This is a genomic window from uncultured Tenacibaculum sp., assembly GCF_947495995.1.
Lineage (GTDB): Bacteria > Bacteroidota > Bacteroidia > Flavobacteriales > Flavobacteriaceae > Polaribacter.
Map to the genome: position 1 here is coordinate 126,243 of NZ_CANMAX010000002.1, position 18,440 is coordinate 144,682.

At 30.7% G+C, this 18,440-nt stretch carries 15 protein-coding genes; 6 read left to right on the forward strand and 9 right to left on the reverse strand.

Translation table 11 applies throughout. The features are described from left to right. Positions 1-8: 8 nt before the first annotated feature. Positions 9-1,268 (reverse strand): hypothetical protein, encoded by a 1,260-nt coding sequence (locus Q1A15_RS05640; protein WP_299620129.1) that lies wholly within the window; start codon positions 1,266-1,268, stop codon positions 9-11. 159 nt (positions 1,269-1,427) lie between these two features. On the opposite strand from Q1A15_RS05640, the gene Q1A15_RS05645 reads away from it, so the two are divergent. Both Q1A15_RS05645 and Q1A15_RS05650 read left to right on the forward strand, forming a co-directional pair. Next, positions 1,428-2,255 carry a GLPGLI family protein gene (locus tag Q1A15_RS05645; protein ID WP_299620132.1) on the forward strand — a complete coding sequence of 276 codons (828 nt, stop codon included), beginning with the start codon at positions 1,428-1,430 and terminating at the stop codon, positions 2,253-2,255. Positions 2,256-2,285: 30 nt separating this feature from the next. After that, positions 2,286-5,000, forward strand: coding sequence for a carboxypeptidase-like regulatory domain-containing protein (locus tag Q1A15_RS05650; RefSeq protein WP_299620135.1), 2,715 nt, complete (start codon positions 2,286-2,288; stop codon positions 4,998-5,000). Positions 5,001-5,115: 115 nt separating this feature from the next. Here Q1A15_RS05650 and Q1A15_RS05655 read toward each other — a convergent pair whose 3' ends face one another. Continuing rightward, complete coding sequence (locus Q1A15_RS05655; RefSeq protein WP_299620138.1) at positions 5,116-7,326, reverse strand: DNA mismatch repair protein MutS; 2,211 nt, start codon at positions 7,324-7,326, stop codon at positions 5,116-5,118. A 34-nt stretch (positions 7,327-7,360) separates the two neighbouring features. On the opposite strand from Q1A15_RS05655, the gene ung reads away from it, so the two are divergent. Then, positions 7,361-8,026, forward strand: coding sequence for a uracil-DNA glycosylase (ung, locus tag Q1A15_RS05660; protein WP_299620141.1), 666 nt, complete (start codon positions 7,361-7,363; stop codon positions 8,024-8,026). A gap of 12 nt (positions 8,027-8,038) precedes the next feature. Here ung and Q1A15_RS05665 read toward each other — a convergent pair whose 3' ends face one another. The 6 genes from Q1A15_RS05665 to Q1A15_RS05690 form a co-directional block, all read right to left on the reverse strand. After that, positions 8,039-9,058, reverse strand: coding sequence for a glycosyltransferase family protein (locus Q1A15_RS05665; protein ID WP_299620144.1), 1,020 nt, complete (start codon positions 9,056-9,058; stop codon positions 8,039-8,041). 2 nt (positions 9,059-9,060) lie between these two features. Beyond that, entirely contained in the window at positions 9,061-9,939 is an 879-nt protein-coding gene (locus Q1A15_RS05670) for a UDP-2,3-diacylglucosamine diphosphatase (protein ID WP_299620147.1), read from the reverse strand. 211 nt (positions 9,940-10,150) lie between these two features. Next, positions 10,151-13,501, reverse strand: coding sequence for a preprotein translocase subunit SecA (gene secA, locus Q1A15_RS05675; RefSeq protein ID WP_299620150.1), 3,351 nt, complete (start codon positions 13,499-13,501; stop codon positions 10,151-10,153). Between the two features lie 114 nt (positions 13,502-13,615). Then, positions 13,616-13,837: a DUF2795 domain-containing protein gene (locus Q1A15_RS05680; RefSeq protein WP_100924424.1), complete on the reverse strand. Its 222-nt coding sequence runs from the start codon at positions 13,835-13,837 to the stop codon at positions 13,616-13,618. 100 nt (positions 13,838-13,937) lie between these two features. Further along, positions 13,938-14,510: a cob(I)yrinic acid a,c-diamide adenosyltransferase gene (locus Q1A15_RS05685; protein ID WP_299620163.1), complete on the reverse strand. Its 573-nt coding sequence runs from the start codon at positions 14,508-14,510 to the stop codon at positions 13,938-13,940. A gap of 19 nt (positions 14,511-14,529) precedes the next feature. Continuing rightward, positions 14,530-14,937: a thioesterase family protein gene (locus tag Q1A15_RS05690; protein ID WP_299620166.1), complete on the reverse strand. Its 408-nt coding sequence runs from the start codon at positions 14,935-14,937 to the stop codon at positions 14,530-14,532. 179 nt (positions 14,938-15,116) lie between these two features. On the opposite strand from Q1A15_RS05690, the gene dnaA reads away from it, so the two are divergent. From dnaA to Q1A15_RS05705, 3 genes are read left to right on the forward strand one after another with little or no spacing between them, the layout of a single operon-like run. Then, a complete protein-coding gene (dnaA, locus tag Q1A15_RS05695; protein ID WP_299620169.1) occupies positions 15,117-16,541 on the forward strand; it encodes a chromosomal replication initiator protein DnaA in 1,425 nt (474 codons plus the stop codon). Positions 16,542-16,551: 10 nt separating this feature from the next. After that, positions 16,552-16,998, forward strand: a complete 447-nt coding sequence (locus tag Q1A15_RS05700) for a low molecular weight protein-tyrosine-phosphatase (RefSeq protein ID WP_299620172.1) — start codon at positions 16,552-16,554, stop codon at positions 16,996-16,998. A 2-nt stretch (positions 16,999-17,000) separates the two neighbouring features. Next, positions 17,001-17,705: an SAM-dependent methyltransferase gene (locus Q1A15_RS05705; protein WP_299620175.1), complete on the forward strand. Its 705-nt coding sequence runs from the start codon at positions 17,001-17,003 to the stop codon at positions 17,703-17,705. Positions 17,706-17,721: 16 nt separating this feature from the next. Here the strand turns inward: Q1A15_RS05705 and Q1A15_RS05710 are convergent, their stop codons facing one another. Then, positions 17,722-18,345 (reverse strand): peptidoglycan-binding protein LysM, encoded by a 624-nt coding sequence (locus tag Q1A15_RS05710; RefSeq protein WP_299620178.1) that lies wholly within the window; start codon positions 18,343-18,345, stop codon positions 17,722-17,724. Positions 18,346-18,440 lie beyond the last annotated feature (95 nt).

Below are 18,440 nucleotides of genomic sequence, written 5' to 3' on the forward strand. Positions count from 1 at the left end.
AAGTCTGTCTATTTTTCTAAAAAAAACGGAATTACCCATTCTTTATCATCTCCTTTTTGTACAGAAATTTGATGTTGTCCCATTGTTAAATCCTCAGTATTTATATAAGTTACAATACCAAATTGATCTGTTCTATGATGCATTTGTCTTATGTAATTAGGAGTAGTAATTTTTTTCCCATTTACCTTTACTGTAACATAAGTTTTGTAACAATTTTGTAGAATTTCACTCTTATTTCCTTTTTTTAAATCTTCACTAGTATAGTTACAAAGTTTTCTACGTAATCTATTTTCATAAGTAAATAGAGGAATAAATATTTTAAATAATTTACTATCTATTTTTTCTGATGCAATTTCTGGTCCGATTAAATAAGTGTTTTCAGCATTAGTGTCTTGATAAAAAACAGGACGAATTAAATTATTATTAAAGTATTTTTTGGGTTTAATTAAATAAATAATATTTGTTTCTGAGACTTGATATAAAGAAGCAAATGCTCCACTAAATAAAAAGGCTAACATTAAAAAGGCTAATCTTCTTTTCTTTTTAAAGTTTGAACCAAAAATCATACTTACTTGCATGATTGATTTGTACAATGGTCCAAAACTAATCATAGAAACGAATTTGTTTATTTTAAAAGTAAAATCTTGAAGCTCGTATTTTTCTCTATTTGATTTTAAATTGGCGTAAATAGAAAGGAATATTTGCGTGAAAAACATAATTCCCAATACATAAAGTGGTATTAGTAAGTAAATAGAAGGAACTGTATCTGAAAAGGCATTATATGCTAAGATGTAAACACTTGCCATTAAAGAAAAGTAGGAATATATTAATAAGAAGGTAAAGGCAACAGAAAAAATTACACTACATAATTCATCTACTTTTTCTATTGAATCTTTTAGTTTAGGTAAAATACCTAACATCTTTTCGGTGTAAATTTTAGAGTATGCACTATCCTCTATACTGTAATCAGGAAAAACAGAATTTAAACCAACCAAACCTATCCAATAAGCTCTTAAAAAGAAATGGATAACAAACATAGAAGCCAAAATGCTTATAGCAAATAAACCAAAGAATACAACCATGTAAGCAGAGAAATATAAATCAGGATTAATAATGTCTATAAACTTATTAGTTATCCAACCTATAATTCCAAAAAGTTTAAAAGTACCAAAAATGGCAACTGCAGAAACCAGTAATTCAGCTTCCCAGCTTTCTTCCTTTAAACGTTGTATCCAATTTTTTGATTCAGTTTTAGTTGATTCTTCCATTTTCAGAGATATTTTTACGAATATAGACTATTTCAATCTATCCTTAAAAAATTACACATCTTCCTGTACTTTAACACAAAGACTGTTAAAACTTTAATAAAAAAAGAATTAATTGTTCATTGTTTTTCTATATTTGTTAAACAAAACTAACTATACGTCATGAAATCAGTACTTTTTAAATTATTAGCTATCATTTTAGTTTTAGGTTTTACAAAGCCAGAATCAAAAGACTTTCAAGGTAAAGCAATTTACTTTTCTAAAGCCACATTAGAGCTTGGGAGATGGGGAGCTAAGATGAGCGAAATGCAAAAGAAACAGATAAAAGCTAGACTTAAAAATAGATTAGAAAAAGAATATGTGTTAACATTCAATAGAAAAGAATCTTTCTTTAAAGAAGAAGAAAAAATAGATGCTATCTCTGGAGCAACAGATTCTTGGGGAAAGAATTTCTCACCTGGAGATCAATATAAAAACATACAATCAAACGAATTGATTCAAAGTCAAGAATTCTATGGGAAACGTTTTTTAGTAAAAGATCAACTTCAAAAGATTCAATGGAAAATAGGATCAGAATCAAAAAAAATAGGAAATTACTTATGTATGAAAGCAACCGCTTCGATTCCTACAAAAGAATTAACGTGGTATAATTTTTCTTGGAGTGATTTAAGAAAGGCGCAACCTAAAAAAGATTCTTTAGGAAATACAGAAACACCAAAAATTCAAATGACAGAAGTTGAGGCTTGGTATACACCGCAAATTCCTGTTAGTCATGGACCAGGAGAATTTTGGGGATTACCAGGATTGATATTAGAAGTAAGTACTGGAGATAAAGTAATGTTATGTTCTAAAGTAATAATGAATCCTAAGGATAAAATAGAAATAGAAGCACCTGGTAAAGGTAAAGAAATAACAAAAGTAGCTTACCAAGAAACCATTCGAGGTAAGATGATGGAAATGAGAAATAATAGAGGTAGAAGAAGAAGGTAATAACTGTATTCATACTTTAATTATACACTCATGAAAAAATTATGTATTCTATTTTTCTTTTCGTTAATCAGTAGTTCTTTTGGTCAAGTTAAACTGGAAGGCATTGTAAAAGATACACTTAACAATCCATTAGATTTGGCTAATATTATCGCTATAAATCAAACAACTAAGGTTCTAGAATCTTACGGAATTACTGATACGAAAGGAAAATTTTCATTAAAACTTTCAAAAAATAAATCATACAAGATTCAGATTAGTTACATCGGTATGAAAACCTTTGAAGAAATTGTTCAGGTTAAAGATGTAAACATTAAAAGAGATTTTATCTTAAAGCCAGATAACTCTTTAGATGAAGTTGAGATTACTTACGAAATGCCAGTTACCATTAAAGGTGACACATTAATTTACAATGCCGATTCTTTTAAAAACGGAACCGAACGGAAGTTGGAAGATGTTTTAGAAAAACTTCCCGGAGTTGAAATTAATGAAGACGGACAAATTGAAGTTGAAGGGAAAGTGGTAAATAAATTAATGGTTAACGGAAAAGATTTCTTTGATGGAGATACCAAATTGGCTACAAAAAATATTCCTTCTAAAGCAGTAGATAAAATTCAGGTTTTACGAAACTATGCAGAAGTTGGTCAACTACGAAGTGTAACCAACAACCAAGATAATGTTGCTTTAAACATTAAACTCAAAAAAGGAAAGGAGAACTTTTGGTTTGGTAATGTTACTGTTGGTGGAGGAAAATCGCCAGATGAAGAATTGTATGTTGTTCAGCCGAAGCTATTCTATTATAGTCCGAAATACAGTATTAATTTTATTGGAGATGTAAATAATATTGGTGAAGTCGCTTTAAACCGAAGAGATATAAGAGGTTTTGGCGGCGGATTTAGATCACCAAGTAGGAGTAGTGGAACGAGTATTAATTTGGGAGATAATAGTTTAAACTTTCTAACGAGTCAGAATAATGCTCAAAAAATAGAAAATAGATTAGCCACTGCAAATTTTAGTTATTCTCCAAAATCGACATTAGATTTAAGCGGATTTTTAGTTTACAACAACAGTAAAATTTTGTCGAGAGAAACTAGTTTTGTTCAGTATACGAATAAGGAATTAGGAATTCCAGATGAAGCTACAGATCAATCAACAGTAGAACGATCAGATCAAGGTTTACTTAAATTGAGTGCATCCTATAAGCCAAATGTAAATAATCAGGTGGATTACGATATTCTAGCCCGAGTTTCTAAAGATCAACAAGAGCAAGATCAGATTTCATCTGTAATTGGAACAACAACACAGTTAGATGAAGTTTCTCCGTATAGTATCAATCAGAATTTGAATTACTATTACACACTAGACGAAAACAATATTTTCGCTTTAGAAGCACAGCATTTAATTAAGAATGAAGATCCTTTTTACAATGCAATTGTTACAAATACATCAAGCACTACAGATCCGTTTGACAATACTGCAGGAGCTTTAGGTTTCGATACAGTTCAAGATAACTACAATATCAATCAAAATAGAAGAATTAAATCAAATCAATTAGATGCAAAACTAGATTATTACAATTTGATTAATTCTAAGAGTAATATAAATTTCACTTTTGGAACAATTATTAGTTCGCAAGAATTCAACTCAGATGTATTTCAGTTTTTAAATGACGGTTCCACTTTTAACCCGACACCAACTATAAACGACGGTAAGTTAGGAAATGACGTGACTTACAATTTTAGTGATGTTTATTTAGGTGTGCATTACCGAGTTAAAAAAGGAATATTTACTATAACTCCAGGATTTTCTTTACATGCTTACGGGAATAGTAATACGCAATTTGGAGTTGAATATGATGAAGGTTTCTTTAGAGTGTTACCCGATTTTGAAACACGAATTCAGTTCAAGAAAAGTGAAGCCTTAACGTTTAGATATGAAATGAGAAATCAGTTTACTGATGTAACCCGATTAGCTGAAGGATTGGTGTTAAATAACTTTAATAACATTCAGTTTGGAGAACCTGAATTACAAAATGCTTTGTCTCATAATTTGAGTTTGTTTTACAGTAGTTTCAATTTATTTAACTACACAAACATTTTTGCCAGAGCTTCGTATTCTAAGAATATAGATCAAATTAGAAGTTTAACCAATTTCGAGAATGTAATTAGAACTAGTACATTTTTTAATTCAAATTTTGCTGATGAAAATGCAAGTATTTTCGGAAGAATACAAAAAACGTTTGGTAAAATTAGAGCCAGTTTCAGCACAGGTTTAAACTACAGTAAAATCAATCAATTTATTCAAGGAATACAGTCGTTAAACGAACGTTACGTGCAAACGTACAATCCATCGATAAGAACTAATTATTTAAAAGCTCCGAATGTTAATTTGAGATATCGTTACAGTGTGTCTAATAATATTCAAGGAAGTAGAAAAACAACATTTGTTACCAATTCGCCTTCGATAGAGTTTGATGCTTATATATGGAAATCTATTACGTTTAGAACAGATTATTCATATACAAATCAGAGTTCTGATGACGGAAACTCTCAATCTTTTCAAAATTGGAATGCAACATTGTCATATAGAAAAAATAACGATGCACAATGGGAATATGAAATCAAAGCAACGAATTTATTAGATATCGATTCTCAAGTGCGAAACAATGCAAATAACTTTTCTGTGTTTAGCTCAGAAACGTTTATTCAGCCTCGATTTATTACGTTTAGATTTGTGTACAATCTTTAAAATTAAAGCGAAGAAATGTATTTGAAGATTAGTTAAAAATAAAAAAGAAGTAACCTACTTTTAGTTGTTCATAGTAAAAGGTTACTTCTAAATTAAGTTTTTTGAGTTTTTAAAATTATTTTTTCTTCGCTTTTTCTACTAATTCTATTTTATCTAAAGATGTTTTTGTCGTGAAAAGACCATAGTTTATAAAAGCATTCTTCTTTTCAATTTTATCAATAGTTCCTACAGAATTACCATCGATTAAACGAACGCGATCACCAATTTTATAAACATATTCAGCTCTAGCTTTAGCTTCTTTTTGCGCTTCTACTTTTTTCTCTTTTCGAACTTCAACTACCTTTTTTAGTACTTCTTGTTCTACTTTTTTAATCGCTTCTTTTTGTTTTGCTTCAGTGGCTTTATCCTTAGCTTTTTCTTGTTTTGTTTTCTTTTTAGGCGGATTCTTCTTTGTGTATTTTGTCTTTTCCGAAGCTACCCATTTAAAAAAGTTAACTGATAACTCTTTCTTATTATTAGTCTGAAAGTATTTATTCAGTAATTCATTTAGTTTTCTTCCTAAAGATAACATACGTTGATTGTTATCGTATAATTCTTGAAAACCTTCTAATTTCTCTTGAATTCGTTGTTCTTTTTCTTGAAGACTTTCAATGTGTTCTTGACCTTTAGATTTTTGTTTCTCTAAATTATCAGATGTTTTTTGAAGTCTATTTCGTTCTTTCTGAAGCTTAGAAATAGTTTTATCTAAACGAACTTTTTCGCTTTCTACACGCTTTTTAGCTCTGTTGATTAAACTATATGGAATTCCGTTTTTCTGAGCTACTTCAAATGTAAATGAACTACCAGCTTGACCAACAAATAGTTTGTACATTGGTTCTAAAGTGCGCTCATTAAATTGCATGTTGGCATTCGTAACATTTTCAAGTTCGTTAGCCAATACTTTTAAATTCGCATAATGCGTAGTGATAATTCCGAAAGATTTTTTCTCGTAAAATTCCTCTAAGAAAATTTCTGCTAAAGCACCTCCTAATTCAGGGTCAGAACCTGTTCCAAATTCATCAATTAAGAATAATGTGTTTTCGTTACATTTTCTTAGGAAGTAACGCATGTTTTTTAAACGATAACTATACGTACTTAATTGATTTTCTATAGATTGATTATCTCCAATATCAGTAAGAATAGTTCCGAAAATAGAAGTTTCACTTCGCTCATGAACCGGAATTAAAATTCCACTTTGTAGCATTACTTGTAATAATCCTATCGTTTTTAACGTAATACTTTTTCCACCAGCATTCGGACCAGAAATTACTATAATTTGTTGCTTTTCATTAAGCTCTATAGTTTGCGAAATAGTCTCAATTCCTTGAGCTGCATTTTTTCTCCATAAAACAGGATGATAAGCATCTCTTAAATACACTCTTTTATTAGTAGTGATTCTAGGTAATAAACCATTAATTTCTTTTGCGTATTTCGCTTTAGAAGCAATTACATCTAAATGAATTAAGAAAGTAAGATAAGCTTCTAATAAAGGTGTAAAAGGTCTAATTTCATCAGCTAAAGTTCGAAGTATTTTAACAATTTCTTGTTTTTCTTCGTACAATAAATTCTGTAATTCTCTACTATATGCCAATGTTGCTTGCGGAGCAATATAAACGATATTTCCAGATTTAGAAGAGCCAAGTAAACTACCTTTAACCTTTCTACGGTGCATTGCAATAACAGCTAATACACGTTGGTTATCGATAATACTTTCTTTTATATCATCTAAATATCCGTTATTAATACTACTACTTAAAGCCTTAGAAAAACTCTCAGAAATTTTACCACGAACATGATTAATATCTTTTCGTAATTGTTTTAACGTAGGAGAAGCATTATTCATAATTTCTCCGTGCGGTAAAATAATTTTCTGAATAGCGTCTGATACATAAGTAGTATACTCAATATCTTCACTAAGTTCAAATAGGTTAGGGTAGTAGTCTTTAAATTTCTTTAAAAATTTCTTCTGTTCATTTACTGTGCTTGTTACAGTGGCAATTTTTAAAAATGCTTCAGGATCTAAGTAGCTGTTTTCTATAGCTAAACGTTTACTAAACTCTGAAATATTATCAAATCCATGATTAGGAATTCTATTTTCATTTTCAAAAGAACTCAAATATTCATTAACCAATTGTAATTCAAACAAAAGCTCTTCATTGTTCTGAAAAGGTTTTACTTTTAAAACATTTTCTTTTCCTAATGAAGTAATGCTAAATTCAGATACTTGTTCTAAAACTGAATTGAATTCTAAATCTTGTAATGTTTTTTCTGAAATATTGTGTTTCAAAATCGCTATTTTTGAGAGCACAAAAATAATAAGAATGCAAGTAAATATTGCTGAAAGCTGGAAACATATTTTACATGAGGAATTTGAAAAGCCATATTTTTCAGAATTGCTAAACTTTATTAAAGTGGAATACCAAAATCACACATGTTATCCTAAAGGAAACGATATTTTTGCTGCATTTGATTATTGTGATTTTAATGACATAAAAGTTGTTATTATTGGGCAAGATCCATATCATGGAGTTGGTCAAGCTAACGGTCTATGTTTTTCAGTTCATGATGGCATTGCACATCCTCCTTCTTTAATCAACATCTTTAAAGAATTAGAAACAGATGTAAATATTCCGTATCCAAAATCAGGAGATTTATCTAGATGGGCAAAACAAGGTGTGTTATTGTTAAATGCAACACTAACTGTTAGAGCTCACGAAGCAGGAAGTCATCAAAAGAAAGGATGGGAAGAATTTACAGATGCAGTAATTAGTAAAATTTCTGAAGAATGTTCTGACGTAATCTTTTTACTTTGGGGAGGTTTTGCAAAGAAAAAAGGGAAGAAAATTGATAAAAAAAAGCATCATGTTTTAGAATCTGGACATCCATCTCCGCTAAGTGCCAATCGTGGGTATTGGTTTGGAAATAAACATTTTTCACAAACCAATACAATTTTAAAAGAGAAAGGTCTTTCTACGATTGATTGGTAATTAGAATATTATTTAAATAATACTGATTTCAGATAAAACAGTTTCGTTGTAGTAAGGTAATGTTATTGCATCTAAAATATCTTCGGTTACATCTGGATATCTAACTTCTACTATCGACTTTGATTTTAGCCACTTTTCGATCTTAGGCAATTGCTTTTTACTTAATTTTTTTAAAACAGGAATTCCCATTTCTTTTAAAGCAAGTGCATTGCATTGTTGTTCGTACTGATTTTTCATAGGAATTACCATTAGCTTTTTTCTTAAATATAAAGCTTCAGCAGGTGTTTCAAATCCAGCTCCACATAAAATACCACTAGAAGAAGCAATACTTTTAATAAATTCTTTACCGTCAATTGGTCTGATGATAATGTTATTATGAAGTTGAAATTGATTGGTATGTTTTGAAAAAATTTCCCATTTCGTTGTTTTAAACTGCGATAACATTTTGATTAACTTCTTATCGCCATAAGCAGGAAGATAAACAGTATAATGTCCTTTATTGGTAATGTTTTTATAACGAATTTCTTTTCTGATGATTGGTAGGAAAGTAGCAGAAGAATACGTTTTAAAATGAAAACCAAATCTGTTTTTAGCAGGTGCGTAATATTTTAAAATGAAGCGTTCTAGTTTGAACTTACTTCCGTATTTAGGCGCATTTTCATCTGCAACTGCATTTTGATGACTAAGAGAAATGATAGGAACATTTCTTAATTTACAAGCCCAAGCAGAAACTGGTTCGAAATCGTTAATTACTAAATCATAATCTTTAACAGGTAAAGATTTTACTTCTTTCCAAAGATTACGGAATTTTGATTTTTTTAATGTTTCGAGTAAATCAACTCCACCTTTTTTTCCGAAAATAAAACTAAGTCCATACATTTTGTACTTAATTTCAAAGGGAAATTGTAATTCACATTGATATCCACTAACTAAAATATCTACTTCAGCTCTTTTTTGTAAGTGAGGGACTACTTCTAAAGCTCTACTGGCATGACCATTACCAGTTCCTTGAATTGCGTATAAAATCTTCATAGTTATTTAGAAAATTTTTGAATGTTAAACTCTTCTAATAAACCTTCAAAAAGCTGACTGTTTGATTTTTCAGCTCGTATTAATTCTACATCATTTACTTCGATGTTATTTGGTACTTTTTTAGCTAAATCGTCTTTTTCATATTCATACAACTTCCATTCTTTGTTGTTGTATTCTAATGCGGTTAAGTTTTCAATCCAATCACCAGAATTTAAATATGTGGTTTTACCCTTTTCATTTTCAATAACTCGCATTTCAGGTTGATGTATATGTCCGCAAACTACATAATCGTATTCACTATCAATTGCTATTTCTGCAGCAGTAGTTTCAAAGTCATTAATGAATTTTACAGCACTTTTTACACTATTCTTTATCTTTTTACTAAAAGACAATCTATTGTAGCCTAAAGCTTCGCTAATCCAGTTTACAGCAGTATTTAACATGATTAGAAAATCGTAACCAACACTACCAAGTTTTGCAAGCCATTTAGAGTGTTGCATAGTAACATCAAAAACATCACCATGGAAAAACCATCCTTTTTTACCATCAATATCTAAAACAATCTTATTTACAATTTCAAAGCTTCCTAATGTGAATCCTCTAAACTTTCTAAGCATTTCATCATGGTTTCCTGTAATATAATAAACTTTAGTTCCAGAGGTAATAAAGTTCATTAACTGACGAATGACTTTCATATGTGCTTTTGGGAAGTAACGTTTTTTAAACTGCCATATATCTATAATATCACCATTTAAGATTAATATTTTAGGATTAATGGTTTTTAGATAATTGTTAAGCTCTGTAGCTCTACAACCAAATGTACCTAAATGCACATCTGATATTACAGCAATATCTAATTTACGACGCTTACTTTTTTTCATCTTAAAGTTTGACTAATCTTCTGTATCGGTAGAATAGAGAAGAGGTTAAATTAATTTGTACTAATTTATAGTTTAAGTACAGTTAAATCGTAAACCCTTAATTAATTGATTGTTAGTCTAACTTCAAAATAAAGTAAACATTGTAAAATTACTGTAAACAAAAAAACACAGAAGAAACCTTCTGTGTTTTTTACTATGTATGTTTTTATTTCTACTTGTTGTATAATACCCAAGTACCTTGTTCTAATAAAGGAATGGCTTGTTTGTATTTAACTTCTTTCTCTTCACCAGACATTACATTTTTAATGGTAACTCTTTCGTTACGACCAATTTTTGGTTGTTCACGTACGACAGTTTCTACTGCTTGTTGTTCTTGAGTTTGTTGCTGACGAGCATTGCTTATTGCTTGTTGAGTAGAATTTTGAACTTCGTCTTTACGTAAATCTAATTGCTCTCTTTTTTGTTCTTGAGCTTCAGAAATTTGAGATTCATCCTCTTGAGGAAGTTTTCCTTTAAATAAGAATGATAATACCTCTTTATTAACTTTATCAATTGTTTGTTGGAACAATTCAAAAGCTTCAAACTTATATACTAATAATGGATCTTTTTGCTCGTATGTTGCATTTTGAACAGTTTGCTTTAATTCATCCATTTTACGTAAATGATCTTTCCAATTTTCATCAATTATTGCTAAAGTGATGTTCTTTTCAAAATCGTTTACTAATGATTTACCTTCAGATTCGTATGCTTCTTTTAAGTTAGTTACAACACGTAATGTTTTTGTTCCGTCAGTAAAAGGAACTACAATACGCTCATAACGATCACCTTCGTTTTCAAAAACATTTTTAATTACTGGATAAACTTGAGTTGCATTTCTATCAGCATCTGCTTTATAGTTTTCTGTAACGATTTTGTATAACTCATCGATTAATTCTTGCTCAGGCTTAGCGTTGAATTGATCTTCTGTGAAAGGAGAAGTCATCGAAGAGAAACGAATTAATTCGAACTCGAAGTTTTGGAAATCTTTCGTTAATTTATTCTGACGAACAACTGCATCACAAGTATCGTAAATCATATTTGCGATATCAATTTGTAAACGTTTTCCGTCTAATGCATGACGACGACGTTTATAAACAAACTCACGTTGTGCATTCATTACATCATCATATTCTAATAAACGCTTACGAATACCAAAATTGTTTTCCTCAACTTTTTTCTGTGCTCTTTCGATAGATTTAGTAACCATTCTATCTTGAATTACTTCACCTTCTTTTAATCCTAACCTATCCATAACTTTAGCGATACGATCAGAACCAAATAAACGCATTAAGTTGTCGTCTAGTGCAACGAAGAATTGTGACGATCCAACATCTCCTTGACGACCAGCACGACCACGTAACTGACGGTCTACACGACGAGAATCGTGACGTTCTGTACCAATAATTGCTAAACCACCAGCAGCTTTAACTTCATCTGATAATTTAATATCGGTACCACGACCAGCCATGTTAGTTGCGATTGTTACTTGACCAGGTTTACCAGCTTCAGCAACAATATCGGCTTCTTTCTTATGTAATTTTGCGTTTAAGATATTATGAGAAATCTTACGCATCTTCAGCATTCTACCTAATAATTCAGAAATTTCTACAGAAGTTGTACCAACTAGCACAGGTCTGTTTTCTCCAACTAATTTTACAATTTCGTCAATTACGGCATTATATTTTTCACGAGTAGTTTTATATAATAAATCTTCTCTATCATCACGAGCGATTGGTCTGTTTGTTGGGATTTCAACAACATCTAACTTATAGATTTCCCAGAATTCTCCAGCTTCAGTTACAGCAGTACCTGTCATACCAGAAAGTTTACGATACATTCTGAAGTAGTTCTGTAATGTTACTGTAGCAAAAGTTTGAGTAGCGTCCTCAATTTTTACGTTTTCTTTAGCTTCAATTGCTTGGTGTAAACCATCTGAGTAACGACGACCATCCATGATACGTCCTGTTTGCTCATCAACAATCATTACTTTATTATCAACTACAACATATTCAACATCTTTTTCGAATAAAGTATATGCTTTTAAAAGTTGATTCATAGTATGAATACGTTCACTTTTTACACTAAAGTCTCTGTATAATTCTTCTTTTAAAGTAGCTTTCTCTTCTGGAGTATTTTCACTGTTCTCAATTTCAGAAACTTTAATACTGATATCTGGTAAAACGAAGAATGTATTGTTTTGAGTTCTTTCAGATAAATGACCAACACCTTTGTCAGTTAAGTTAATCTGATTATTTTTTTCTTCAATTGTAAACCATAATTCAGCATCTACCTCAGGCATTAATTTGTTATTATCCTGCATGTAGAAGTTTTCTGTTTTCTGAAGAATTTGTCTGATTCCTTCTTGAGATAAGAATTTAATTAAAGCCTTATTTTTAGGTAAACCTCTATAAACTCTCAGTAAAAGGAAACCACCTTCTTTAGTATCACCTTCTTTTAATAACTTTTTAGCTTCAGATAAAACTCCTACTAAATATTTACTTTGTAATGATACTAAATCTGATACTAAAGGTTTTAATTCGTTGAATTCGTGAATATCACCTTGAGGAATCGGACCAGAAATAATTAATGGAGTACGAGCATCATCAATTAAAACAGAATCAACCTCATCAATAATCGCATAATTAGGAGCACGTTGTACTAAATCTTCTTTAGAAGAAGCCATGTTATCACGTAAATAATCGAAACCAAATTCATTGTTTGTTCCGTAAGTGATATCTGCGTTGTAAGCTTTTCTTCTTTCTTCTGAATTCGGTTGATGGAAATCGATACAGTCTGTAGATAAACCATGGAATTCAAAGATAGGAGCCATCCAAGCGCGGTCACGTTTTGCTAAGTAGTCATTTACTGTTACTACGTGAACACCTTTTCCTGTTAAAGCATTTAAATAAACAGGTAAAGTAGAAACCAAAGTTTTACCTTCTCCAGTCATCATTTCTGCAATTTTACCACCATGTAAAACAGATCCACCGATTAACTGAACATCGTAATGAATCATATCCCAAGTAACTTCTTTTCCTGAAGCGTCCCAAGTATTTGCCCAAATAGCTTTATCTCCATCTAAAACAATATGTTCTCTTGTTGCAGATAACTCTCTATCAAAAGGTGTGGCATTAACCTCAATTGATTCATTTGCAGCGAAACGTTTAGCAGTTTCTTTAACAACAGCAAAAGCTTCAGACATAATATCTTTTAAAACCTTTTCAGAAGCTTCGTAAGCATCGTCTTTAAGTTTATCGATTTGTGTATAGATAGCTTCTTGTCTGTCTATATCAGCTGTTTTAGCTTCTTTTTCTAATTCGATGATTTGTTCTTCGAAAGAAAGAGTAGCGTCGCTAATTTTAGATTTAAACTCTAAAGTTTTCGCTCTTAATTCATCGTTAGTTAATTTCGATAAATCATCTTCGAAAGCTTTAATGCTATTTATGATAGGTTGGAGTTTCTTTAAATCTTTTTGTTGTTTATCTCCTACAAATATTTTTATAATTGAGTTTAAAATGCTCATTATTAAACGGTTTTAAAAAGAAGTGTTACTTCATTTATAAGTTGATCTATGTTGTTGCTTAAAAGTAAGCAAAAAAAAAGCCTCTAATGAGACTTTTAAGTTTATTATTTGATGTTAATATTCATCTTCATTCCAAAGATAATCTTCTTCGGTTGGGTAATCAGGCCATATCTCTATAATAGAGTCGTAGATTTCTCCTTCATCTTCAATATCTTGTAAATTTTCTACTACCTCTAGTGGAGCACCAGTACGAATTGCATAATCAATTAATTCGTCTTTAGTTGCTGGCCAAGGTGCATCAGCCAAATAAGATGCTAATTCAAGTGTCCAATACATTTCTAAATCTGTTTTTTAGTTTTCTGCAAAAATAAAATTTAAACTGAGAAAGTCAAGTTTTTTCTTAAAAATCTGAATTCAATAAAAAAAAGAACCTAGTTTAAAGCTTAGTAGGTATCCATTTAACCTCATCAGCTTGTAGATCTTTCGACAACTTTCGTGCCAACACAAAAAGGTAGTCAGATAGTCGGTTCAAATACATTAATACGTTCGAATTTACCTCTTCTTGATGACTTAATGCCACAGATAAACGCTCAGCCCTTCTACACACACAACGTGCAATATGACAGAATGACACAGTCTGATGCCCGCCAGGTAACACAAAGTGAGTCATAGGTGGCAATAAATCATTCATTCTATCCATTTCCGTTTCCAAAAAAGTAATAGTTTCATTATTAACCTTTGGAATATTCAAACGTTCTTTCCCGTTTTTTAAAGTTTCTTTTTCTGGTGGAGTTGCTAACATGGCTCCAACAGTAAAAAGTTCATCTTGTATCTTTAATAAAGAGTTACGAGTGATTTCATCAACTTCTTGATCACGAATCAATCCAATGTAAGAATTTAATTCATCTACTGTACCGTAACTTTCTATTCTTAAATGATCTTTAGGAACTCGAGTACCACCAAATAGAGCAGTGGTTCCTTTATCTCCTGTTTTAGTATATATTTTCATTAAGTATAACTTGGTTGTTTTAAGTTTTAATTGTTTGTATTTTTTCTAGTATATAATCCGGACAACGAGTCGGTCTTTTAGTTTTCATATCAATAAAAGCTAAAGTTGTATTTCCCGAACATAATAATTCCTGTTTTTCATTCGTTATTTCATAATTGAATTCAATTTTAACAGTTGGAGTTTTTTTCAAAATCGTTTTAATTGTTAACACGTCATCGTAAAGCGCAGATTTTTTGAAATGACAATTTAAAGAAATTACTGGAAGCATTATTCCGCTTTTTTCCATACATTTGTATGTGACCCCCAATGATCGAAGCCACTCTGTTCTACCAATTTCAAAATATTGCGCATAATTACCGTGATAAACGACCCCCATTTGATCTGTTTCGGCATATCGGACTCTAATGTTTGAGTAATGTTCAGACAAAATTTTTATGTAATTATTTGAAACTAATCTTACATAAAAAAAAAATAAAAATCAATACCAAATTGATTTTTTTTTACTGAAATTTATTCACACTTTTGTGCGTCCATAATTGAAGGATTTTTAACATTATTTTTCTCATTTTTTAGAATGAGGAACAAAAAATTTTCTGAAGAGCTTACATGAATAAAACAGCTGAATTAGTATGGTTGAATTGCCTGTCTTTCATAAAGGACAATATTAAGCCTCAAGCCTATAAAACTTGGTTTGAGCCCATAAAACCTGTCAAGTTATCGGGAGAGGCATTAACAATTCAGGTACCTAGTAAATTCTTTTACGAATGGTTAGAAGAACACTATATAAAGTTATTAAGAGTAGCTTTAGTTCGTGAACTAGGAGAACATGCGAAACTGATATATGACGTTCGTATGGAAAACACTTACAGTAGTAACAATCCGCAAATTGTTAAAATACCAAGTGCTAACAGAAATCCATTAAAGCCGCAGAAAGTTACTGTACCTTTAGAAACTAAAAGAGAACTAAAAAATCCTTTCGTAATTCCAGGATTACAAAAGGTTAAGATAGAGTCTCAATTAAACCCAAATTATAACTTCGACAATTTTATAGAAGGTGATTCAAACAGGCTGGCAAGATCAGCAGGTATGGCTGTAGCAAATAAGCCAGGAGGAACTTCTTTTAATCCATTGTTAATATATGGTGGAGTAGGGTTAGGTAAAACTCACTTAGCTCATGCTATTGGAGTTGATATTAAAGACAAATATCCAGATAAAACTGTTTTATATATTTCGTCAGAAAAATTTACGCAACAATTTATAGATTCTGTAAAATCTAATACTAGAAATGACTTTATTCATTTCTATCAAATGATTGATGTGTTAATTATTGATGATGTACAATTCTTATCAGGTAAAGCTGGTACACAGGATGTGTTCTTCCATATTTTTAATCATTTACATCAAAATGGTAAACAGGTAATTTTGACTTCTGATAAGGCACCTGTTGATATGCAAGACATTGAACAACGTCTATTATCTCGTTTTAAATGGGGACTTTCAGCAGAATTACAAAGTCCTGATTACGAAACTAGAATTTCTATCTTACAGAAAAAGCTGTTTAGAGATGGTGTAGAAATGCCAGAAGAAATCGTTGAGTATATTGCTAAAAATGTAAAATCTAATGTAAGAGAATTAGAAGGAGTAATTATCTCTATGATTGCACAAGCTTCTTTTAATAGAAGAGAGTTTACATTAGAATTAGCAAGACAAATTGTAGATAAGTTTGTTAAGAATACGAAGAAAGAAGTTTCTATTGATTACATTCAAAAAGTTGTTTCTAAGTATTTTGATATGGACGTAGCTACGTTACAATCTAAAACAAGAAAACGTCATGTAGTTCAGGCTCGTCAATTAGCTATGTATTTTGCAAAAAGAATGACTAAGTCTTCTTTGGCAAGTATAGGAAGTCAGATTGGACAGAGAGATCACGCTACGGTTTTACATGCTTGTAAAACAGTTGATAACTTGACTGAAACAGATAAGCAATTTAGAAAGTACGTAGAAGACTTAACTAAGAAATTAACATTCTAATAATTTTACTATGAACATACTAATGGTTTGTTTAGGTAATATTTGCCGTTCGCCATTAGCAGAAGGTATATTAAAATCTAAATTAAGTGCTGAGCATTTTATAGATTCTGCAGGTACATCTGGCCACCATAGTGGTGAGTTACCAGACCAAAGATCTATAGCTATAGCTAGAATTAATGGTTTAGATATCACAGATCAAAGATCAAGAAAATTCACAGTTAAAGATTTTGATGAGTTTGATTTGATTTATGCAATGGATCGTAGTAATTATGATAATATATTGCATTTATCTAGGAACGATAACGATCGTAATAAGGTTAAGATGATTTTAAATGAGTCTTTTCCTAATGAAAATTTAAATGTTCCAGATCCTTACTACGGAGGAGATCAAGGCTTTTTGAATGTTTATAATATGTTAGATCAAGCTTGCGAAGTAATAGCTTCTAAAATTCAATAATTATGATTGGTAAACTGTACTTAATTCCTACAACACTTGGAGATACTGAACCTCTTGAGGTAATGCCAATATCTGTAAAAAAGGTTATTGAAAGATTAGATTATTTCATTGTTGAAAACGAAAAAACAGCAAGAAGATATATCAAAAAAATCACTCCGAATAAATCTCAGGCATCATTGAACTTTATGATGATTGATAAATATTCTCATGAGTTAGAAACTAGAAACTATTTAGATGTTTGTGATGAAGGTATTTCTGTAGGAATACTTTCTGAAGCTGGAGTTCCTGGTGTTGCTGATCCTGGCGCTACAGTTATAAAGCAAGCTCACGAAAAAGGTATACAAGTAATTCCATTAGTTGGTCCTTCATCAATATTGATGGCTATAATGTCTTCTGGATTAAACGGACAAAATTTTGCTTTTAATGGGTATTTACCTATTGATAAATCTGATAGAAAACGAAAAATAAAGGAGTTAGAGAAGCTATCTCGAGATAAAGAACAATCTCAGTTGTTCATTGAGACTCCATATCGTAATAACAAAATGCTTGAAGATTTAAAAGCTACACTACAATCGAATACGCAATTGTGTGTAGCTTGTGATATCTCTTTACCTTCTGAATATATTAAAACGTTTCCTGTAAGTAAATGGAAAACGGAGAAGATAGATTTACATAAAAGACCTGCTATTTTTATTATTCAGGCTTAAATAAAGTAATTGTTTTCTATACTGTAGCTTTTTTATCTGCTTTGATATAAGATAAATCATATCCAGCAAATTTCTTCATATAACTTTCTATAGATGTTCCAAAAGCATCTTTGAACTGGTAGTTTCCGTAAGAACGTAAGAATTTTTTTACATTACCAGGTCCAGCTAAATGAGCAGAAGCTATAATTCCAGATTCTGTAATACGTATTCCATTGATCTTTTTTCCTACGAAACGGGAAATATCCCTTCTTAAAATCCATTTATTCACCTGACAAAGTGCAGTGAAAGCCCTCTCTTGTAGTTCAGGGTTTTTCAGGAATTTTTGTGAATTATAAATTTTAAATCTACGTAAAGTTCCTTTTCCAAATTGATATTTACCTAAATACCCGTGAGAATTTACGATATAATATCTTCCTTGTGATTCTTTAAAACCAAGTGCTTCTTTAAAACCAACAAAGTTTTTCTCTAGCTTTAGTATATCAGCCGTTACTTCGTGTTTTTTAGCCGTGGTTTTGGTTCCTAACTTTTCTTTTTCTTCGTTTTTTAAAGTAAAACTTATTAAAGTAATACTAACTAATAATATCCCTAATTTTCTGATAATTAATATACTTTCTATTTGGCGGGCGCAAATATATGACAAAAAAAAGGATTAAAACGAATCTGAGAAAATCGTATATTTTACGATTTTAACTATTTTCAAAAAAAACTTTTCAAAATTGAGAGATTAATAAAAAG

What these genes read in the sequence shown, in the direction of transcription:
- Q1A15_RS05640 (WP_299620129.1), bottom strand. Translation starts at nt 1,268, where the DNA reads ATGGAAGAATCAACTAAAACTGAATCAAAAAATTGGATACAACGTTTA.
- Q1A15_RS05645 (WP_299620132.1), top strand. Translation starts at nt 1,428, where the DNA reads ATGAAATCAGTACTTTTTAAATTATTAGCTATCATTTTAGTTTTAGGT.
- Q1A15_RS05650 (WP_299620135.1), top strand. Translation starts at nt 2,286, where the DNA reads ATGAAAAAATTATGTATTCTATTTTTCTTTTCGTTAATCAGTAGTTCT.
- ung (WP_299620141.1), top strand. Translation starts at nt 7,361, where the DNA reads ATGCAAGTAAATATTGCTGAAAGCTGGAAACATATTTTACATGAGGAA.
- Q1A15_RS05665 (WP_299620144.1), bottom strand. Translation starts at nt 9,058, where the DNA reads ATGAAGATTTTATACGCAATTCAAGGAACTGGTAATGGTCATGCCAGT.
- Q1A15_RS05670 (WP_299620147.1), bottom strand. Translation starts at nt 9,939, where the DNA reads ATGAAAAAAAGTAAGCGTCGTAAATTAGATATTGCTGTAATATCAGAT.
- secA (WP_299620150.1), bottom strand. Translation starts at nt 13,501, where the DNA reads ATGAGCATTTTAAACTCAATTATAAAAATATTTGTAGGAGATAAACAA.
- Q1A15_RS05680 (WP_100924424.1), bottom strand. Translation starts at nt 13,837, where the DNA reads ATGTATTGGACACTTGAATTAGCATCTTATTTGGCTGATGCACCTTGG.
- Q1A15_RS05685 (WP_299620163.1), bottom strand. Translation starts at nt 14,510, where the DNA reads ATGAAAATATATACTAAAACAGGAGATAAAGGAACCACTGCTCTATTT.
- dnaA (WP_299620169.1), top strand. Translation starts at nt 15,117, where the DNA reads ATGAATAAAACAGCTGAATTAGTATGGTTGAATTGCCTGTCTTTCATA.
- Q1A15_RS05700 (WP_299620172.1), top strand. Translation starts at nt 16,552, where the DNA reads ATGAACATACTAATGGTTTGTTTAGGTAATATTTGCCGTTCGCCATTA.
- Q1A15_RS05705 (WP_299620175.1), top strand. Translation starts at nt 17,001, where the DNA reads ATGATTGGTAAACTGTACTTAATTCCTACAACACTTGGAGATACTGAA.